The sequence below is a fragment of the Arthrobacter sp. 2762 genome (genome assembly GCF_040548745.1).
Classification (GTDB): Bacteria; Actinomycetota; Actinomycetes; order Actinomycetales; family Micrococcaceae; genus Arthrobacter.
The window spans coordinates 1-20029 of the sequence record NZ_JBEPSI010000009.1 but is presented as its reverse complement, the minus strand read 5'-3'; the positions used below and the strand labels follow the sequence as shown (position 1 = coordinate 20029).

Genomic DNA, 20029 nt, shown 5'->3' with positions numbered 1-20029 from the left:
CGTCGGGAAGTGAGAGAGGATCCGTCAAAACCCGTCGGGAAGTGAGAGAGGGACAGATTCAGCGCTCCCGCTGGGGCTCTCCGGCTACGGTCCTGGCGGCTTCGACCTCGAGCATCAGCACTCCACCCTCGTCTACCAGTTTGGGTTGGTACACGTGGGCCTTGCGCTTGTAACTCAGGTAGGCGATACAGCCGTTGGCGTGGGCCATTTTTTCGAGCATGATTTCGGACCCGGGAACCAGGAGCTGGCCGAGGGTGAGTCCGACTGTGTTTTCCTGGGCTATTTCGTCGCCGAGGGCTGTGGTGTCCCGGAGGGCGATGGCTTCCGCGGCGCACACCCACCGGCCCCAGACTCCCTTGCTGCCCAGGATGCTCGGCTGCTGGTTCACGGGGACTGTAGCGGCGAAATAGCGGGTGTTGAAACGGGTGTGCGCGAAGTCGGGGCTGAGCCAGTTGACCAGGGGCTTCAGGAGGTCCGTGCGCAGTGAAAGGCCGCGCTTGGCGAGCACTTCGCTGAAGGACTTCTCCTGGCTGGACACAGCTTCCCGGGCTTTCATCCATTCCACCGTGGAGTTGGCCTCCACGGTGGAGGAAGCGTCGGGGCCGGCAAGGAGGACGCCGGTTTCCTCGAAGAGTTCGCGGATGGCGCCCACCACGTGGCGGCGGGCGAGTCCGACGTCGTCCGTTCCCATGTGCTCAGCCCAATACTGCGGTGAGGGGCCCAACCAACCGACGGGGTCGTCGTCGGACGGGTCCAGGGAACCACCGGGAAACGCGACGACACCCAGCGGTGAGGAGCCTGGCCTGTAACCAAGCCAGGTCTCCAGACCGGTGGGTGAGTCCCGCAAGAGGACTACGGATGATGCGTAGCGGGCGGCCCTGGGGGTCCGCTCGCCGAGCTCAAGCCAGTTTCGTGCCGCCCCTTCGAGTGCCGGAGGGAGTGCGAACAGGCGGCGGGCAAGCTGCGGCAATTGGGTGAACCGGTTCCTTAGCTGAATTCAGCGATGAGCTCGACTTCGACCGGAGAGTCGAGCGGCAGGACGGAAACGCCGACGGCGGAGCGTGCGTGCTTGCCGGCGTCGCCCAGTACCTGGCCGAGAAGTTCGGAGGCGCCGTTGATCACGCCGGGCTGGCCCGTAAAGGTGGGCTCGGACGCAACGAAGCCGACTACCTTGACGATGCGGGTGATGCGGTCGAGGTCGCCAATGACGCTCTTAACGGCAGCGAGGGCGTTGATCGCACAGACAGCGGCGTAACGCTTGGCATCCTCGGGATCAACGGTGGGCTCGTCGGAGGCACCCAACTCGCCGAGGGAGACCTTGCCCGTAGCTTCGAGTTTGCCCTTAATGAAGGGCAGCTGGCCGGACGTGTAAACGTAGTTGCCGGAGACGATCGCCGGCACGTAGTCGGCAACAGGTGCGGCGACCTCGGGAAGGGTCAAGCCGAGCTCGGCGAGACGCTGCTCAACGGCCGACGTCGGAGCGCCGGATTCCGCGGCAGACGTGGTTTCTGCGGGGGTTGTCATGGTTACTGCTTCTCCCTCTTCAGGTATGCAACAAGGCCTTTGCCATCGGGGCCACCGACGACCTGGACAAGCTCCCAACCGTCCTCGCCCCACTGGTCCAGGATCTGCTTCGTGGCGTGGATAATGAGCGGAATCGTGGCGTACTCCCATTTGGTCATGACAGAAAGCCTAGCCCTTGCCGGTAAAGTGGAAAACATGGTGACTCGCAAGAACCCCATATTCGACACTGCCACCACCCTCGGAAAGATTTTAGGTTTCCTTGGCGTGAGCGCGATTTGTGGCGTCCTGGTGGCGGGCCTTTTGGTCCCCGCAGCCGCCGTTTCGGGCAGTGCCGCAAGTGGTTCAATCCAGTTCTTTGACACTCTGCCGGCAGAGCTGCAGGTGGACCCGCCGAGCCAGAACACAACGATTCTGGCGAAGGATGGTACACCGATTGCCTCGATCTACGCTGAGAACCGGACCAAGGTTCCGCTGGATCAAATGAGCCCGTTCATTAAGGACGCTGTCATCGCTATCGAGGACAGCCGTTTTTATGAGCACGGCGGCATCGACACCACCGGCATCATGCGAGCCATCGTGAGCACCGCCCGCGGTAACAAGCAGGGCGCGTCCACCATTACGCAGCAATACGTTAACAACGTCATCAACGAATCGCTGGTGGCATCCGGCAAGGACGAAGACGTCAAGCTGAACGGCCTGAACAAGGGCGTCGGCGACAAGCTCCGCGAGATGAAGCTGGCTATCGCGCTGGAGAAGAAGTTCTCCAAGGAGCAGATCCTTGAGGGCTACCTCAACATCGTGTTCTTCAACCGTGACGCCTACGGCATTGAGGCTGCCTCCAAGTTCTTCTTCAGCACGTCCGCCAAGGATCTGACACTTCCGCAGGCAGCCTTGCTGGCTGGTTTGGTGAACAGCCCGTCCGCCTTCGATCCGATCACCAACCCGGATAACTCCAAGAAGCGCCGCGACCTCGTGCTGGCTGCCATGGTAAACCAGGGCAAGATCAGCCAGGCAGAGTACGACGAAGCGGTAGCCACCCCTGTCACCACCAAGGTCACTCCTGCCCGCCAGGGTTGCGCGTACGCCACCATGGCTCCGTATTTCTGCGACTACGTGCTGCACCTGCTCTTGAACAACCCGGCGTACGGCGAGACCTCGGACGAGCGCGAGAAGCGCGTCATGCGTGGCGGCCTTACGATCCGGACCACCCTCGATCCCACGGCACAGACCGTTGCCCAGCAGCAGGTTGATGCGACGGCGGGCGCTAACCCGGACAAGTGGGGCGCTTCAATCACCTCCGTCCAGCCGGGCACCGGGCAGATCGTGAGCATGGCCCAGAACACTGTTTGGCTCCCTCAAGAGGGCAAGTTCGATCAGACGCAGAACTTCAATGTGGACGTCCTCGATGCCGAGGGCAACGACCTCAACGGCATTGGTGGCTTCCAGCCCGGTTCTACGATGAAGCCGTTTACGTTCGCTGAATGGCTGAACGAGGGCAAGTCAATGAATACGACAATCAACGCTTCGGTCCGCAGGTACCCCCAGAACTTCCGGTGGAGAAACACCTGCCCTGCGCCCACTGTTGGCTGGTATGACGCCACCAACGGCACTTTCGACCTGCAGAACTCGGATGAGGGTTACTACAGAAACATGACCGTCCTCTACGGCCTCATGAACTCGATTAACACCGCCACCTTTGCTTCAGCTTCCCAGCTGGACCTGTGTGGCATCCAGGGCATTGTCGATGCCACGGGCATCCATGGCGGCCTGCCTGCACGGGATGACACCGGCAAGATCACGGATCCCAACCCCAAGGTGCCCATGACCACTCTGGGTAACCTCATTGGTTCCACCCAGACTGCACCTCTCACCATGGCAACGGCGTTCGCCACGTTCGCTGCCGACGGCAAGTACTGTGCGCCAATCGCGATTACCTCGGTAAAGGACCAGTCGGGCGCCGACCTCCCGGCGCAATCCTCCAACTGCAAGGATGCCGTCAAACCTGAGGTTGCCCGAGGCGTGGCATATGCCATGCAGGAAGTCTTGAACGCCGGTTCGGGTTCGCTGATCCGGCCTGCTCTTTCCACTCGTAACAACTTCCCCGTAGCCGCCAAGACCGGTACCAATGACACCAACGGTTCCACGTGGGTTGTCGGCTACACCACCGGGTTGGCAACGGCGTCCTGGTTCGGTGACCCCTTGGGTGACCAGAAGCGACCGGGCCGGAACCTGACCGTCAACGGCAAGTTCTACCAGTCGATCGACGGTTACATGATTGCTGGACCGCAGTTCACCAACTACATGCTGGCCGTTGCCCCTGCATATGGCACCAACCCGTTCCAGGCGCCGCCGTCCAACCTCCTCGGAGGCCCTGCTCCACAGCGCAATACGGCGCCGGCACCCACGCAGAACAATCCCGCCCCGCCGACAGCCCCTACCAACAACGGTGGCAACAACGGGAATGGGAACAACGACGGCCCTGGCAAGGACTAAGCGTGCAGTTCCCTGATTCCCTGGCAAACCGCGTCCGCACTATCGGGCGCGGTTTCGCCGTCACTACTGCCCTCGGTGCCACAGCGGGCGCGGCAGCTGCTGCCTACGGTTGGTGGGAGAAGGACCAGTTCGGAGTCCGTCATGAGACTCTCCCCATCCTCCCGGAAGGTTCGGATCCCTTCCGCGTACTGCACTTGAGCGATATCCACTTCGTTCCGGGACAGGACAAGAAAACCCAGTGGCTGCAGTCTTTGGTGGATTTGAAGCCGGATCTTGTAGTCAACACGGGCGACAACCTCAGCCATGAACAGGCCGTCGATCCGCTGATCACCGCTCTCCGGCCCTTGATGGAGTTCCCAGGTGTCTTCGTCCCGGGCTCCAACGACTACTACGCACCCAGGATCAAGAACCCTGCGGGCTACTTCCGCGGACCGTCGAAGCTCAGGACCGATCCGATCAAGCTCGACTGGCCCAGGTTGCGGTCTGCGTTCGGCATGGGAGGCTGGATTGACCTCACAAACCGCGCCCAGTCGGTGGTGTTGAGTGGCCTGCGTTTCGATTTCTCGGGCGTCGATGATCCCCACTTGAAGCGCGAACGTTATGCCGGTTGGCCCCGCGGCACCGTGAACCAGGATGCCCGTCCTCACCTGAGGGTCGCCGTCATCCATGCGCCGTACCAACGCGTCCTCGATCACTTCACTGAAGCCGAAGCCGATCTGATCCTCGCCGGACACACCCACGGCGGCCAGATTTGCATCCCCGGTTACGGCGCTCTCGTCTCCAACTGCGACCTGCCGACATGGCGGGCCAAGGGCCTCCACGATTGGGAAAGCGACGGATTCACGACGCCGGTGAACGTCTCAGGCGGCATTGGCACCTCGCGCTACGCCCCGGTCCGCATCGCGTGCCGCCCGGAAGCGGTCCTGCTGACGCTAACGGCCCTCAGCTGACGCTCACCGTTCTCAGCCAAACGCGACGGCCAGCTAAACGCACGGACCATTACGAATCTCAATAACTGGCGAACTTTCCACATAGCAAAGTGTGGTCCTGTGAAACGAATCACGGCATGGCATAGGGTAGTTGCTACGGGAAACTACCTCTGCACCATCTGAAGATCCAGCTGTTGAGAAGCGGGCATGTCCAAACAAACGTCATTCTTCACCTCCGTCGGCCGCCTGTACCCTCACGTGCGGCCCATCCTCCCCCGGCTTTTCATGGGCCTCCTCTGCGCCCTGCTCGCCAGCATCGTCGCACTGACCATTCCTCAGGTGTTGCGTGTATTGGTCAACACCTCGCTTCAACCCGGCGGTGACCCAGGCGCTGTCTGGATTGCCGCCGTCGTGATTCTTGGGCTTGGTGTGGCTGAAGCCGGACTGGTGGCCCTGCGGCGGCAGTTCGTGATCAACCCGGCCACGACGGTTGAGACCAGGATGCGCGTATCGCTGTATGGTCACCTCCAGCAACTCACAGTGTCTTTCCATGACCGCTGGGGTTCCGGGCAGTTGCTGTCCCGCGCCATGACGGACTTGAGTTTTCTGCGCCGCTGGATGGCGTTCGGCGCGATCATGCTTGTGGTCACCACGTTGACAGTGATCATTGGCGTCGGAGTCATGTTCTCCATGAGTTGGCAACTGGCGTTGATTTTCCTCGGCGCGGCTGTGCCGATCATGGTCAATTCGTTCCGCTTCCGCCGTCGCTTCAGCCTGGTCACGCGCCTCAGCCAGGACCAGGCGGGCGATCTTGCTACCACTGTGGAAGAGTCCGTCCACGGCATCCGCGTCCTGAAGGCTTTTGGCCGCAGCCGCGAAGCGCTGGAGAATTTCAACGGCCAGGCAGAAGAGCTGCGGCAGACAGAGATTGCCAAGGCGAAGCAGCAAGCCGGCTTCACGCTGGTGGTCACGTTGCTGCCTGAGCTGGCGCTGGGCGTCGGCCTGGTGGTGGGCATCATGCTCGCGGCAAGCGGCCAGCTGAGTATCGGCTCGCTGGTTGCATTCTTCGCGACCGCCGCCGTGGTGGCCACTCCCGTGGAATTTTCCGGCATGCTCCTGGCCATGGCGCTGACTGCCAAGACCGCACTGGACCGGCACTTCGAAGTTATGGACACCGAGAACACCATCACTTCTCCGGATCATGCTGAGCTGCCGGCAACGGTGAAGGGCGCCCTGCGCTTTGAGCATGCGGGCTTCGGATTCGACGACGGCGGTACGCTCCTGCACGACATCACCCTGGACATTCGTCCCGGCGAAACCATGGCACTGGTGGGCATCACCGGCAGCGGCAAGAGCGCCCTGCTCCAACTGGTCCCCCGTCTTTACGACGTCACAGAAGGCTCCGTGACGATTGATGGCGTGGACGTCCGCGACTACGACATCGAGGAACTCCGGCGCATCGTTGCGGTGGCTTTCGAGGACACCACCCTGTTCTCCAGCTCTGTGCGGGACAACGTCCTGCTCGGCTCCCCTGAACCCAGCGACGCAGCCCTGGATGAAGCCTTGGACGTCGCCCAAGCCCACTTCGCGTACTCTTTGCCGGAAGGTGTGGACACGCTGATTGGTGAGGAAGGATTGAGCCTTTCAGGTGGCCAGCGGCAGCGCATAGCCCTTGCCCGGGCCATCGCAGCGAAGCCGAAAGTCTTGGTCTTGGACGATCCCCTCTCGGCCTTGGACGTCAACACCGAAGAACGCGTGGAAGCCCGGCTCCGCGAAGTACTGCACGAGACGACCACGCTGATCGTCGCGCACCGCCCTTCGACTGTGGCATTGGCGGACCGCGTGGCCTTGCTTGAGAACGGAACCATCACCGCCGTCGGAACCCACACGGAACTGTTGGCTGAAAACGCCCACTACCGCTACGTCATCGCAAGCCTGGATACCGGTCCGAGGGACCTGGACAGCGAACTGGACGAGCTCGAAGACGCCGAGGAGGCCCGCCGGTGAGCGCCACAACCTTTGGAACCGCCAACGAGGACAACACGCTCCTGACCAAAGCGGACAGCAAAGCAGTACGACGCCGGTCGCTCGCCTTGCTGGGCTCGCTGATCCGCCCCGTGCGCTTGCGTTTCTGGATGACAATCGTGATGGTGGTGGTTTCGCAGCTCACCCGCGTCGCGGGGCCAGCCCTGATCGCCTTTGGCATCGACACCGCTTTGCCCGCACTGCAAGCCGGCGACAATGGCCCGCTGGTACTCGCCGGTGCGTTGTACTTGGCCGCGGCCGTCGCTACCGCTGCAATGACCGCCCTCTATGTAACGTCCACAGCCCAATTGAGCCAGGCCATGCTGCTGGACCTACGGGTCCGCGTGTTCAGGCACACCCAGCGGTTGAGCCTTGAATTCCATGAGAAGTACACGTCCGGTCGCATTATCGCCCGTCAAACCTCGGACCTCGAGGCGCTGCGGGAATTGCTGGACTCCGGCGTGAGCTCGCTGGCCTCCGGCATGCTGTTTATGCTCTTCACAGCTTTCACAGTGTTCGCCTTGGACTGGCGCAGTGGATTAATCATGCTTGCGGCGGGCGTGCCCATGTTCTTACTCGCGCGCTGGTACCAAAAGCATTCACAGATCGCGTTCCGGGAATCACGGGTGGTTTCGGCGCGGCTGATCGTGCACTTCGTGGAAACCATGACCGGAATCCGTGCGGTGAAGGCCTTCCGCAAGGAGCGCGAGAACGCCGACCGCTATGGTGCGTTGGCTGAGGACTACCGCAAGAACACTGTCCGCTCCATCAACCTGAACGGCATCTTCCAGCCGGGGCTGGTACTGATCGGCAACGTGTGTGTGGCGGCGGTCCTGTTGTTCGGCGGGTTCAGGGTGCTCAGCGGTGACCTCGCCGTGGGCGTCCTCCTGGCCCTCATCTTGTCCACGAAGCGCTTCTTCCAACCGGTGGACCAGATGGCAATGTTCTACAACTCCTTCCAGAGCGCACAGGCGGCGCTGGAGAAGGTATCAGGGCTCCTCGAAGAGGTGCCCACCGTCCGGCCGCCAAAGAACCCTGTGCCGCTGAAGAGTTCACGCGGCGAGATCGACTTCAAGGGTGTGCAGTTCGGGTACAGCGATGGCAAGGTGGTTGTGCCCAAGCTGGACCTGCACATTCCGGCTGGCCAAACCGTTGCCTTGGTTGGGCAGACGGGCGCCGGCAAATCCACTCTTGCCAAACTCGTTGCGCGCTTCTACGACGTCACGTCAGGCGCCATCACTTTGGACGGCATTGACCTTCGGGACCTGGCCACCACCGACCTTCGCCGCGCAGTGGTCATGGTGACCCAGGAAGCCTTCCTGTTCAGCGGCTCCGTGGCGGAGAACATCGCGCTGGGCAGGCCGGAAGCCTCGCGTGCTGAAGTGGAGGCCGCGGCCAAAGCAGTGGGCGCCCATGAATTCATCATGAGTTTGCCCGAGGGATATGACACGGATGTCAATAAGCGCGGTGGCCGCGTCTCGTCGGGCCAGCGACAACTTATTGGATTCGCCAGGGCCTTCCTCGCCGCGCCTGCCGTTCTGATCCTGGACGAAGCCACGTCTTCGCTGGATATTCCTTCCGAGCGGATGGTGCAGGCAGGACTCGCCCACCTTCTGGAGGGTGTTGCAGGCCAGAACGCTGCCCGTACCGCCATCATCATTGCCCATCGCCTCTCCACGGTGGAGACGGCCGACAGGGTGCTGGTGGTCCACGACGGCCGGATTGTTGAGGACGGAACACCGGCCGAGTTGATCACAGGTGGTGGCCAGTTTGCCCGGCTCCACGGAGCATGGCGGGACTCGCTCGTGTGAGGAGCGACACCCCTTCCTCGATTTCGCATCCCGCAGCGATTCAGCTATCCTTGAACAGTTGCTTTCGCAGCGGATCGGGATGTAGCGCAGCTTGGTAGCGCGCTTCGTTCGGGACGAAGAGGTCGCAGGTTCAAATCCTGTCATCCCGACCAAAAAGGAAATGGCGTCGAGAAATCGGCGCCATTTTCGTTTGTCCGGACCTCCTCGAGTATTGTGTCGCCCCAGTGGCCTGTAGACCCACGCGCCTGTCCCCGGGCAAAAGAAAACCCCGGAGCATCGCTCGTCACGCTCCGGGGTTTTCTTCAGTAACTACTGATTTACATAGGATCCGGCCAGTTGCCGATGGACGACGTCGTGTACGTCGTGTCACCTGACTTGGTAGGTACCGTGGTGGTGGAACTCATAGGATCGGGCCAGTTACCAATAGCACTTACCGAGCCGGAGCCTGCTGCCGCAGCAGCAGAGACGACTGCGGGAGCCGCAACCGTAAAAGCGAGAGCGCCTGCCAAGGCCACCGAAGCGGCCATTTTCTTGAACATAATGTTCCCCAATGCGAGTCGGATTCGTTACGGAAATTGCACGGTCCCTGTTGACATACATTGTAAAATGTTTTCCACAGAGACTGTCAAGGTTTTGGTGAAAAGACACCTGTAGGAGGGCCCCGTGGGAAACGGATTCGGCGAGAAGCTACGTGCCGAACGGCTCGAACGCGGGTTAACGCAGGCAGAACTGGGCAAAAACCTGTATTCCCCGAGCTACATTTCGCTGCTTGAAACAGGTCGACGCGAGCCTACTGCCGAGGTCATCGAAGAGCTGGCACGCAGGCTGGAGCTGGCGCCCAAGGCGTTGGAAGCCTGGAGCCAACCCGTCTCGGTGAGCGATGCAGAGTACGTGCTGGCCGGCTTGTATGCCCGGCAAGCGTGGGACCTGCGCGACTACCAACTCGCAGCAAGCCATGCAGCGACTGCGGCGCAGATCGCCCTCGAGGCGAAGAACAACAGCGCCTGGTGGAATATGACGTATATGCAGGCCGAGTGTGTGATGAAGCAAGGCCAACTCAAGGAATGCCAGCAAATTGTCGAGCATTTGCTGGAACATCCCATGGCGACGGAATCTGCAGGCCTTGGCGTGCGGGCATGGCAGATGCTTGCCGCGGTCTGTCACGGACAGGGTCAGCTGGCCACCGCCGTCGAGCATGCAAAGAAGGCCGTGCAACTGTCAGAACAGCTGCCCAAGGGATCCACACTGATCATCGGCGCGCACCGCGCGCTGATCGGCGCCCTGGCCGAGAGCGGCAAGCTGGACGAGGCATGGCAGTACTGCCTGACCATGATCGAGCACATGGACGAGCACTCCATGTCCCAGCTGGCCGGTGAGGTCGCGTGGGTGGTGGGCAACGTTGCTTTCATGCGACACGACTACGTGGAGGGCATCAAGCACCACGAGCGCGCGGCAAAGCTGCTCTCCCCCGCCAACGACATCGAACTGTGGGCCCGTTTCAACAAGGCATCGGCAGCCGTCAGGTTGTCGTCCGGCATTGTTGAGCCCGAAACCCTGTCCGCCATTGAACGTGCCGAGCTCGCACTGTCGATCGTCGGCGGAAACAAGACGGACCAGCTTGAAGTGGCCTTCATCCGTGCCCGCTGGCTATACCTGACGGGCGATATTCCGGCAGCGGTGGACAAGCTTCGCGAGATCTACAAGGACCGCAAGGTATTGGCCCGCCACACGGCTGGAGAAGTTTCGCTGTTGCTGGGGAAGTCCTTGAAGGCAGCCGGTGAAACCACGGAGGCCCTGCACTATCTGGAAGAGGCCCAGCACGACTTCAGTGCAGCCGGCGCCTCGGACCGGGTCCAGCAAGCCATGGATGCTGTTCTGGAGATCCGCCTGGCGGAACGCCGCGCTGCTGCATCACACCCGGAAGCGCACTCCGAAGCACATCCCGAGGCCCATTCGGAAGCCAGCTAGCCAAGTACCCAAAGGCAGCACATCGCAAAACAGCCCCGGACCATGGGTCCGGGGCTGTTTCGTGCAAACTTAGGCGAACGTGCGCCCTGTGAGTTTCTCGTAGGCTTCCACGTAGCGGGCGCGGGTGCGCTCTACGACTTCAGTGGGCAAGGCCGGTGGAGGCGTGTCCGAGGACTTGTCCCAGCCGGACTCGGCCGAGGTCAGCCAGTCGCGCACGTACTGCTTGTCATACGAGGGCTGCGACTTACCCGGCGCATAAGTGGATGCGTCCCAGAAACGGGAGGAGTCCGGGGTGAGGACTTCGTCGCCCAGCGTGATGATGCCCGTGTACGTGTCGAGGCCGAACTCCACCTTGGTGTCGGCAAGGATGATGCCCCGCTCGCGGGCGATCTCCTCAGCGCGGGTGTAGATCTTCAGCGTGAGTTCGCTGAGGCGGGCGGCGATGTCGTCACCGACCAGGGCTACGACGTCGTCATAGGTGATGTTGACGTCGTGCTCGCCGACGTCGGCCTTGGCAGATGGGGTAAACAGTGCCTTCTCCAGGCGGGAACCGTCAACAAGCCCCTCGGGAAGCGGGATGTTGCAGACCGTTCGGGAGTGCTTGTACTCCTCCAGCCCGGAACCGGTGAGGTAGCCACGGGCGATGCACTCCACCGGGAACATCTCCAGCTTCTTGCAGATCATGGCCCGGCCCTCGACGGCGGCGGGAACGCCACCCTCAACCGTGGAGGCCAGCACGTGGTGCTCAACATCCAACTGATCGAACCACCAAAGGCTGAGCTGCGTCAGGATGCGGCCCTTGTCTGGGATTTCGCTGCTCAGGACGTGGTCGTAGGCGCTGATGCGGTCGCTGGCAACCACCAGTACGCATTCCTGGCCGACCTTCTCCGTGATGGATTCATCGGTTGGGACGTAGAGGTCGCGAACCTTGCCGGAATAGACGTGCGTCCAGCCCGGAAGCTCCAGGGTCTCGGTTTTGAAACCGCCTGTGGGGAGCGAATCAGTCATGCTCAGGCCTGTACTTTCGGGATGGTTCCGGTTGCTGCGTAGGGCACTCGGATTTCGCCGCGGGCGGCTTTGCCTCCGATATCCGTACGGAACTGTGAGCCTTCAAGCTGAACCAGCTCAACGCCGTCGTACGCTTTTTCGCGGGCCTCCACCAGGTCGGAACCGAGCGCGACCACTGCGAGGACGCGGCCGCCGGCGGAAACCACTTTGCCTTCCTCGTCCAGCTTGGTGCCGGCGTGGACAACATGGACGCCTTCGAGCTCGTCCACCTTCTTCAAGCCGCGGATGCGATCGCCCGTGCGGGGAGCATCCGGATAGTTTTCTGCGGCCACGACGACGGCGACTGCCGTGTCCTTGGACCAGCGCAACTCTTCTGCGGTGTCCAGTTCGCCCTTGGCAGCTTTCAGAAGCAGCGCACCGAGCGGAGTCTTGAGCCGGGCGAGGACTGCCTGCGTTTCGGGGTCTCCGAAGCGAACGTTGAACTCGATGACGCGCGTGCCGCGCGAGGTGAGTGCAAGGCCGCAGTACAACACACCGATAAACGGTGTGCCGCGGCGGGCCATCTCATCCACGGTGGGCTGGGCGACGCGGTCGATGACTTCCTGGACCAGCCCTTCGGGAGCCCACTCGAGCGGAGTGTAGGCACCCATGCCACCGGTGTTAGGGCCTTCGTCGTTGTCGAAGATGCGCTTGAAGTCCTGCGCCGGAGACAGGGGAACGGTAGTGCGGCCGTCGCAGAGGACGAACAGGGAAACTTCGGGGCCATCGAGGAACTCTTCGATGACCACTGTTCCACCGGCGTCGAAGCAAGCCTGCGCGTGCGCGAGGGCTTCCTCGCGGTCGTTGGTGACCACAACGCCCTTGCCTGCGGCGAGGCCGTCGTCCTTAACAACGTGCGGAGCGCCGAACGTAGCCAGGGCGTCAGCGGCTTCCTCAGCGTTGGTGGCAACGCGGGCCATGGCCGTGGGAACACCGGCTTCAGCCATGATCTGCTTGGCGAAGGCCTTGGATGCTTCGAGCTGGGCTGCTTCCTTGCTGGGTCCGAAGACCGGAATCCCGGCTGCACGGACGGCGTCGGACACACCGGCGGCCAGGGGAGCCTCCGGACCGACGACAACCAGGTCCACGCCCAGCTTGGTGGCGAGCGCGGACACGGCTTCCGGGTTGTTCCCGTCAATTGCGTGCGTGGGAACGAGTTTGCTGATGCCCGCGTTGCCCGGAGCCGCGTGGACCTCGGAAACGTTGGGATCTTCAAGCAGAGAGCGGACAATGGCGTGTTCGCGGCCGCCTGGGCCAATGACGAGTACCTTCACAGTCTTCAAGGGTACTTTGTGTAGGGCGCGGGGCCTAAGCTGTGTCGTTCCCCGGCAACGGATGACTGGATCCGGGACCGCGCCCGGACCTCGCATGTGACCGGGGAACACAGCCGTCGCGCCCTAGACTGGCCTCATGCCCATGAGTTCGCATGAAACGTTCAACGTTGAGTCCGCCGTCGAACTGGCAGTCATCGAACGCAGTGGCTTTATCGAGTCCCGGCACATCGGTGCTGCCGTCGTCCTTGCCGGTGACGGAAGCGTGGTCACCCGGCTTGGTGACATCGATGCTCCCATCCTGGCCCGCTCCACCCTCAAACCATTCCAGGCCCTCGCTGCCATGCAGTCCGGCGTCCCTCTCAGGGGCGCACAGGTGGCTGTCGCCTGCGGAAGCCACACCGGTTCACTGGATCACATGGACGTGGTGGAGGGAATGCTCAAAGCGGCAGGTGTCCGGGAGGATCAGCTTCAGTGCCCCACAGCTTGGCCGCAGGACGAAACTGCCCGCAATTGGCTGGTCCGCTCCGAGCGCGGCCAGACCAGGCTCGCCTTCAATTGTTCCGGGAAGCACGCGGCTTTCCTCTGGGCCTGCACGGAAAACGGTTGGGACCTTCGCAGTTACCTTGAGCCGAATCATCCGCTGCAGCAGCGCGTGCGGTCCGTGATTGAGGAATACAGCGGCGAAACGATCTCGCACCTGGGCATTGATGGCTGCGGAGCACCCGTTGCGGCGATCTCGCTGACTGGACTGGCACGGGCGTATTCGCGGTTGGCTAAATCACCGGGGGATTCTTCCTCGAACGCACGCGCCGCGACCATCGCCACCTCCATGTTGGACTACCCGTGGGCGGTTCAGGGCAAGGGCGAGTCAAACACGATCGTCATGGAAGAGCTGGACATCCTGGCCAAGATTGGCGCCGAAGGGATTCTGGTCCTTGCCACGTCCACCGGTGCCACCGTCGCGGTCAAGATGCTGGACGGGAATCTCCGCGCTACGTCCCTGGTGGGCTTGACCCTTCTTGCCGTCAGTGGCGCGGTGGACATTCCCGCGGTTTCCAACGTCCTGGAACGCGTCGTGGAACCCGTGCTGGGCGGCGGACGGCCCGTGGGCAAGATCCGCCTGGGCCACGCCGTATCGGCGATGCTCGACTGAGCCGGCCCGTTACTGAGTCACCTAGTTTATATAAGGAAAGAAACCATGGCAGTTGCACGACGCCGCATTGACGTCGACGAGGGCCGCGCTGCGCTGACAGCCTGGCAATCCGCCGTCGAGCGTTCGAACCGAGAAACCGACGGTGAGCCGGGAAGTGTAGCCGCCGCACCGCCGTCGCGCTCTTTGATTGCGACGGCGGTGCGCTACTCACTTGAGGAAGTCACCGCCCGTGCGCCGGGAAATTCGGTGGAGGTCCGCGTGCCCCCGTTCGGCGTCACGCAGTGCGTGGAGGGGCCCCGCCATACCCGCGGCACTCCCCCGAACGTCATAGAGTGCGACGCCGCCACGTGGCTTGAGTTGGTTACCGGCCGGATCTCGTGGGGAGACGCCGTTTCGGCTGGCCGCGTTGCCGCGTCCGGACTGCGCGCGGACCTCTCGGAACTGCTTCCCCTCTAAACACAGTTGATGCCCTCAAGACCGAAGTCATAAGGGCATCAGCTGTACACAAACCATGGGGTTAGTCGGGGCAGATCGGGGTGGTTGGTTGCCCTGGCTTGCTCATCTCGAATTGCGGGATTTCGTCCGCTGTGGGACCACCACGGAATTTCGGTGAGGGGTGGTGGCCTTCGCTGAGGCGTTCGAGTTCCTGTTCCTCGAACACTTCCTCCTGGCCGAGCATGATGGCCGAATCCTCGTTGGTAATCTCGCCGTTGAAAGCACGGACCATGACGCTGCGGTCGAACTGGCCTTCCCACTTGGCTACAACGAAGGTGGCTACGCAGTTGCCCAGCAGGTTCACGACGACGCGCATGGAGTCCATGAGGCGATCGGCTCCGAGGAGGAGTGCTACGCCGGCAACCGGGAAGATGCCAAGGGCGGCAGCCGTGGCCGAGAGGGCCAGGAACGATGAGCCCGGGACGCCCGCCATGCCTTTGGAGGTCAGGAGCAGGACACCCAGTGCGGCCAACTGCTGGCCGAGGTCCAGGTGGTGGCCGAACGCCTGGGCCAGGAACAGCAGGGAGATGGAAAGGTATATCGCTGCACCATCAAGGTTGAAGGAGTAGCCGGTGGGAACCACCAGGCCGGTGGTTGCCCGGGAGCAGCCGGCGTTGGTCAGCTTGGTCATGATGCGCGGCATGACCGCTTCAGTGGAGGCCGTGCCAAGGGCGAGCAGGAATTCCTCGCGGGTGTATTTCAGGAAGTGCCACAGCGGAACGCGGGCGAAGCCCCAGGCCACCAGGAACAGCAGGCCGATAAAGACGACGGCGGCTCCGTAGCAGGATGCGATCAGAAGCGCATACGTGCCAAGCGTGCCAAGGCCGTACTGGCCAATGATGAAGGCCATGGCGCCGAAGGCACCGATCGGAGCAACTTTCATGATCCAGGACATGATCTTGAAGATCAGCTCCAGAACGGTCTCCATGAGGCTGATCACGGGCAGGCACCGCTGGCGACCGATGACCACGATCGCGGCACCGAAGAAGACGGAGAAGAAGAGCACCTGGAGCAGGCTGTTGTTGGCGAAGGCGCCGATCACACTGGTGGGGATGACGTCCAGCAGGAAGGCCGCAGCATCCTTGGGAACTGCGTGGCCGGTCTTTGCGTCCACGGCTTCCTGGGAAAGCGTGGAGGGATCGATGTTCAGGCCGGCACCGGGCTGAACGATGTTGCCCACGATGAGTCCGAAGACCAGGGCGAAGAGAGTGGCGCAGGTGAAGTAGAGGAGTGCTTTGACCCCGACCCTTCCGACCGCCTTGACGTCGCCGACTGCCGAGATGCCCGTGACGATCACGAGGAAAATCAGCGGGGCGATGATCATCTTGATGAGTTGAATGAATCCATCACCCAGCGGCCGGAGGGTGGACCCGAGGTTCGGCCAAAAATGACCGATGAGCACACCTGCGACGACGGCGATCAGGATTTGAAAAAAGAGCGACTTATACAGTGGCTTCTTCTTCAGCGGGGCCGAACTCGCCTTCAGCGCCGCAGAGTCTGGGATCTTCATTGATCTGAACCAATCAGTTGGGAACAGCCCCACATTTGGGGGTTGTTTTCAAATGTAAGCCCGCTCACATCATTCCGCAAGGGGAAATTGAATTTCCATATTGCGGAAAGTCACATTTGGCTGAGAAGGTCACGGACGTGGCTTCCTGACCACTCTTGGCAAGGAAAAGCCCACGACACGCCCTGGAAATGGGCGTGCCGTGGGCAGAGTTGAAGCAAAGAAGGCCAGGAGGGCACACTCAGGCCTGGGATGACCTAACCGCGGCCTATGAACGGCATGCCCGCGGCTGTCACCACCAGGGAACCAACGTTGGCCGACGCCGGCATGTTGGCCATCATCAGCACAGCACGGGCGGCGTCCTCCACGGGGAACATCGGCTCCACGCGACGGCTGCCATCGGCCTGCAAGGCACCCGAGCCGACTCCGATGGTGTCCATGATCTCGGTGCGGGTATTGCCGATGTCGATCTGCCCGCACGTAATGCCGAACTCCCTGCCGTCGAGCTCGATGCTCTTTGTCAGTCCGGTCATCGCGTGCTTAGTCACCGTGTAAGCCACGGACCTGGGCCTTGGGGAATGCGCCGAAATGGAGCCGTTGTTGATAATTCGGCCACCCTGAGGTTCCTGGGCCTTCATGGTCCTCACGGCCTCAGCGGCGCACAGCATGGAGCCCGTGACATTGACGCGCAACGTGGCCTCCCACCCGTCGACGTCGATCTCGCCAACATCGCCGGCTGGTCCGAAGATGCCTGCGTTGTTGAACAGCACATCAACCCGGCCCCAGCGCTGGCGAACATCAGCGAAAAGGCGGGCGACGTCGTCGGGCACTGTCACATCACAAGGCACGGCCAGGGCATCCGGATGGTAGTCCGCGGTCTCCAGCAACTGCGCTTCGCGACGCCCTGCCAACGCCACACGGTAACCATCGGCGAGCATGAGCCGGGCTACGGCCCGCCCAATGCCGGAACCGGCACCGGTCACGACGGCGACCCTCGGGTCTGCGGGCGGGCGTGGGTCAGTCATGTGGTGCCTTTCAGGGAATCGCCTTCAACTAGTCAGCGGCCAGCGTCAGCGCGTGGCCCCTGCGGACGGCTCAGAGGTGGGCTGGGCAGCTGTCGGTTGGGCTGCTGTTATCGGCCAGCCTATGACAGTCTTCGGACGCGGCGTTGCATAGGTGCGGACTTTGGACGTGGTGAGGCCGAGCCGGACCAAGGATTCAGCGATGGTGACGGCCGCAGCCACACCATCAACAACGGGCACGCCGGTGCGCTGCCGGACCTGATCGTCGAGGCCAGCCATGCCACCGCAGCCGAGCACGATCACCTCGGCCTTGTCCCGCAGGACAGCTTGCTCGGCCTGGTCCACGATCGCTTCGACGGCGCGGTCCGGGTGTTCCTCGAGTTCCAGTACAGCCATACCGCTGGCGCGGACCGAGGCGCAGCGCGCGTCCAGCCCGGCAAGCTTGAGGCGATCCTCAATCAAGGGGACGGCACGGTCCAACGTAGTAACCACGGAGTACTTATGGCCGAGGAACATCGCGGTGCTGGCAGCAGCCTCGGTGATATCGACCACCGGGACATCGAGGAGTTCCTGCAACCCCTCGCGGCCATGCTCGCCATAGCCTGCCTGGATAACGGCGTCGAACGGTTCGGGATAGTTGACCACGGCGTCCATGACGGCGATCGCGGCAAGGTAGCTCTCGAAGTTACCCTCGCAGGAGTCGGCGCCAAAGCGTGGAGTAATGCCGATGATCTCAGTGCCCGGGGCGGCAGCAGCCCTGGCCTGGGCGGCGATGGAATCTGTCATGGACTGTGTGGTGTTCACGTTTGCGACAAGGATGCGCATGGTTTCCTCTGTATCAGTGGGTGCTGGCGACCGCGATGGGTTCGCCGGAGACGTCCTCGTGGGCCTGCTTCTTGTCAGCCACAGCGAAGTACGTGAGCGCGGCGACGCCGGCTCCGATGAACCACGCGAACGGTGCGGCGGGAGCCAATCCTGGAATGAAGGCAATGGCAATGGCCAAGGCGGCTGCGGGGACCATGGCAACGATGGCCTTGGGGTTCACGCCCCGCTTGTAGAAGTACGCGCCCTTGGGATCATCGGTGTAAAGCTCTGGGACGTTTACCTTGCCTCGACGGACCAGCCAGTAATCGGCCATGACCACTCCGAACAGCGGGCCGAGCAGGGCGCCCAGGCCACCGAGGAAGTACACGATCACGATCGGGTTGTTGTAGAGGTTCCACGGCAGGATGATGAGGCCGATGGTGCCGCTGACCCACGCCGCTTTACGGAAGTTCAGGTGCCGCGGGAAGAGATTGGTCAGTGCGTAGACGGGTGCTACGAAGTTGGCCATCAGGTTCACGGCGATGGTCAGGATCAGCAGGGCAAGGCAAGCCAGGACAAGCAACAGAGTATTGGGGATGCTCTGGACGATGTCCGACGGGCTTTCGATGACTGTGCCGTTGATCTTGTACTGCCCACCCGCCATGACCACCACGATTGCGCCGAATACCAGCATGTTGATGGGGATGCCCCAGAAGTTGCCCTTGACGATGGACTTCTTGGAGACAGAGGACCTGGTGAAATCACAGAAGTTCAGGACGAACGTTCCGTAGATGGAAACCCACAATGCCCCGCCGGCGAAGATGGTGAGCCACATGTCCGCACCTTCGAGTCCCTTGATGCCGCTCCACTGGATGGCTCCGCCGGCCTCGATGAAGACCCACACGGCAATCGCGGCCATGGTCACCAGGATGATGGGACCTGCGAAGGCCTCATATTTACGGATCATTTCCATGCCGAAGCTGACGATGACCAGCTGAACTATCCAGAGCGCCACGAAGGAGAGCCAGCCCAGCGTTGAAAGGCCCAGGATCGAGTTGCTGTCCAGATCCTTCAGGCCCGGGGCCATCGCGACGAGCATGACGCGAAGCACCACGGATGCCAGGTATGTCTGGATCCCGAACCAGGCGACAGCCACGGCGCCACGGACGAGGCTGGCGATCTGGGCACCACGGATGCCAAAACTGATGCGGCTCATGACGGGGAACGGAACGCCGGTCTTCTGGCCCATGAATCCGGAGAAGTTCAAGAGGGCGAAGAGCAGGGTGGCCCCAATTCCCAGTGCCACCAGGATCTGCCAGCCGCCCAGACCGAGCGAGAACAAACCAATGGCGAAGGCATAGTTACCCAGGCTGTGGACGTCATTGGCCCAGAGGGTAAAGATGCTGTAGCTCGTCCACTTACGGCCTGCGGCCTTGGTGGGTGCGAGGTCAATGTTGTAAAGACTGGGGCTGATGGTACGGCCTGCGGCTTCGGAAGCAATAGCGCATAGGTCCGTGTTACCCACGGCCGGATGGTTGGGACCACCTGCTGCTGTGTCTCCCGGAGTCTCAGTGACGCCGACTGATGAAGTCGTCTGCATCGTGGATCTCCACTTCGTACTGTTTCCACAAGACGGAAACAAGTTATTGAATAGTGAAAATACTCTATGACTCAGGTCACGTCACGTCAAGGCGTCACAAGTGTATGGAGGGTCACATTCGGTTGATTGCCCACCTGTTTCCCAGTTGACTGTTGCGGTTACGTAATCCGTGTTGACGCTGCCCATCGGCAGACGTAATCTCGAATTGCAGAATTTTATTCTCACAATACGAAATTCCTTGAGCGCCCCCACAGAGCAAGCGCCCAGACATTCAATGAAGAGAGGTTGGACGTGGCTGCAGGAGAAGAGACCTCACACATCCTCAGCGGGTTGACTGCCCAGCTGCCTGATCGTGATCCGGAAGAGACCGCGGAGTG

Annotated in this window: 17 protein-coding genes and 1 tRNA gene; 8 read left to right on the top strand and 10 right to left on the bottom strand. The window is 61.9% G+C overall.

Annotation, left to right across the window (positions count from 1 at the left end):
• Positions 1-58: 58 nt before the first annotated feature.
• Genes ABIE18_RS16440 through sp36 form a run of 3 tightly spaced genes read right to left on the bottom strand, consistent with a single transcriptional unit; the run spans position 59 to position 1682 of the window.
• Positions 59-970: an NUDIX hydrolase gene (locus ABIE18_RS16440; RefSeq protein WP_442003420.1), complete on the bottom strand. Its 912-nt coding sequence runs from the start codon at positions 968-970 to the stop codon at positions 59-61.
• A gap of 17 nt (positions 971-987) precedes the next feature.
• Complete coding sequence (locus ABIE18_RS16435; protein ID WP_431116595.1) at positions 988-1524, bottom strand: RidA family protein; 537 nt, start codon at positions 1522-1524, stop codon at positions 988-990.
• A gap of 2 nt (positions 1525-1526) precedes the next feature.
• A complete protein-coding gene (gene sp36 / locus ABIE18_RS16430; protein WP_011775990.1) occupies positions 1527-1682 on the bottom strand; it encodes a Sp36 family protein in 156 nt (51 codons plus the stop codon).
• Between the two features lie 37 nt (positions 1683-1719).
• Here sp36 and ABIE18_RS16425 point away from each other — a divergent pair, with 37 nt between their 5' ends.
• From ABIE18_RS16425 to ABIE18_RS16405, 5 genes are all read left to right on the top strand, one after another.
• Positions 1720-4017: a transglycosylase domain-containing protein gene (locus ABIE18_RS16425; RefSeq protein ID WP_499723720.1), complete on the top strand. Its 2298-nt coding sequence runs from the start codon at positions 1720-1722 to the stop codon at positions 4015-4017.
• 2 nt (positions 4018-4019) lie between these two features.
• Positions 4020-4967 (top strand): metallophosphoesterase, encoded by a 948-nt coding sequence (locus tag ABIE18_RS16420; RefSeq protein ID WP_499723719.1) that lies wholly within the window; start codon positions 4020-4022, stop codon positions 4965-4967.
• Between the two features lie 186 nt (positions 4968-5153).
• Entirely contained in the window at positions 5154-6953 is a 1800-nt protein-coding gene (locus ABIE18_RS16415) for an ABC transporter ATP-binding protein (RefSeq protein ID WP_499723718.1), read from the top strand.
• Positions 6950-8782 carry an ABC transporter ATP-binding protein gene (locus ABIE18_RS16410; RefSeq protein ID WP_499723717.1) on the top strand — a complete coding sequence of 611 codons (1833 nt, stop codon included), beginning with the start codon at positions 6950-6952 and terminating at the stop codon, positions 8780-8782. Before ABIE18_RS16415 ends, ABIE18_RS16410 begins: the two co-directional genes overlap by 4 nt.
• 75 nt (positions 8783-8857) lie before the next feature.
• Positions 8858-8934 (top strand) — tRNA-Pro (locus ABIE18_RS16405).
• Between the two features lie 165 nt (positions 8935-9099).
• Here ABIE18_RS16405 and ABIE18_RS16400 read toward each other — a convergent pair.
• Complete coding sequence (locus tag ABIE18_RS16400) at positions 9100-9321, bottom strand: hypothetical protein (protein WP_499723716.1); 222 nt, start codon at positions 9319-9321, stop codon at positions 9100-9102.
• 124 nt (positions 9322-9445) lie between these two features.
• Between ABIE18_RS16400 and ABIE18_RS16395 the strand changes: the two genes are divergently transcribed.
• Complete coding sequence (locus ABIE18_RS16395) at positions 9446-10750, top strand: helix-turn-helix domain-containing protein (protein ID WP_499723715.1); 1305 nt, start codon at positions 9446-9448, stop codon at positions 10748-10750.
• A 69-nt stretch (positions 10751-10819) separates the two neighbouring features.
• Here the strand turns inward: ABIE18_RS16395 and ABIE18_RS16390 are convergent, their stop codons facing one another.
• The gene (locus tag ABIE18_RS16390; RefSeq protein WP_499723714.1) at positions 10820-11758 is read right to left on the bottom strand and encodes a phosphoribosylaminoimidazolesuccinocarboxamide synthase; all 939 of its coding nucleotides are present in this window, start codon (positions 11756-11758) and stop codon (positions 10820-10822) included.
• A gap of 2 nt (positions 11759-11760) precedes the next feature.
• On the bottom strand, positions 11761-13071 hold the full coding sequence (gene purD / locus ABIE18_RS16385) for a phosphoribosylamine--glycine ligase (protein ID WP_499723903.1): 1311 nt from the start codon (positions 13069-13071) through the stop codon (positions 11761-11763).
• A gap of 136 nt (positions 13072-13207) precedes the next feature.
• Here purD and ABIE18_RS16380 point away from each other — a divergent pair, with 136 nt between their 5' ends.
• Together ABIE18_RS16380 and ABIE18_RS16375 are read left to right on the top strand one after the other, a co-directional pair.
• A complete protein-coding gene (locus ABIE18_RS16380; RefSeq protein WP_224088869.1) occupies positions 13208-14224 on the top strand; it encodes an asparaginase in 1017 nt (338 codons plus the stop codon).
• 45 nt (positions 14225-14269) lie between these two features.
• Positions 14270-14680: a sterol carrier family protein gene (locus ABIE18_RS16375; RefSeq protein ID WP_499723713.1), complete on the top strand. Its 411-nt coding sequence runs from the start codon at positions 14270-14272 to the stop codon at positions 14678-14680.
• A gap of 61 nt (positions 14681-14741) precedes the next feature.
• Here the strand turns inward: ABIE18_RS16375 and ABIE18_RS16370 are convergent, their stop codons facing one another.
• From ABIE18_RS16370 to ABIE18_RS16355, 4 genes are all read right to left on the bottom strand, one after another.
• Entirely contained in the window at positions 14742-16229 is a 1488-nt protein-coding gene (locus ABIE18_RS16370) for a cation:dicarboxylate symporter family transporter (RefSeq protein WP_431116604.1), read from the bottom strand.
• A gap of 254 nt (positions 16230-16483) precedes the next feature.
• The gene (locus ABIE18_RS16365; protein WP_499723712.1) at positions 16484-17251 is read right to left on the bottom strand and encodes an SDR family oxidoreductase; all 768 of its coding nucleotides are present in this window, start codon (positions 17249-17251) and stop codon (positions 16484-16486) included.
• Positions 17252-17296: 45 nt separating this feature from the next.
• Positions 17297-18073, bottom strand: coding sequence for an aspartate/glutamate racemase family protein (locus tag ABIE18_RS16360; protein WP_499723711.1), 777 nt, complete (start codon positions 18071-18073; stop codon positions 17297-17299).
• Positions 18074-18086: 13 nt separating this feature from the next.
• Positions 18087-19652 (bottom strand): NCS1 family nucleobase:cation symporter-1, encoded by a 1566-nt coding sequence (locus tag ABIE18_RS16355; RefSeq protein ID WP_499723710.1) that lies wholly within the window; start codon positions 19650-19652, stop codon positions 18087-18089.
• Between the last annotated feature and the right edge of the window lie 377 nt (positions 19653-20029).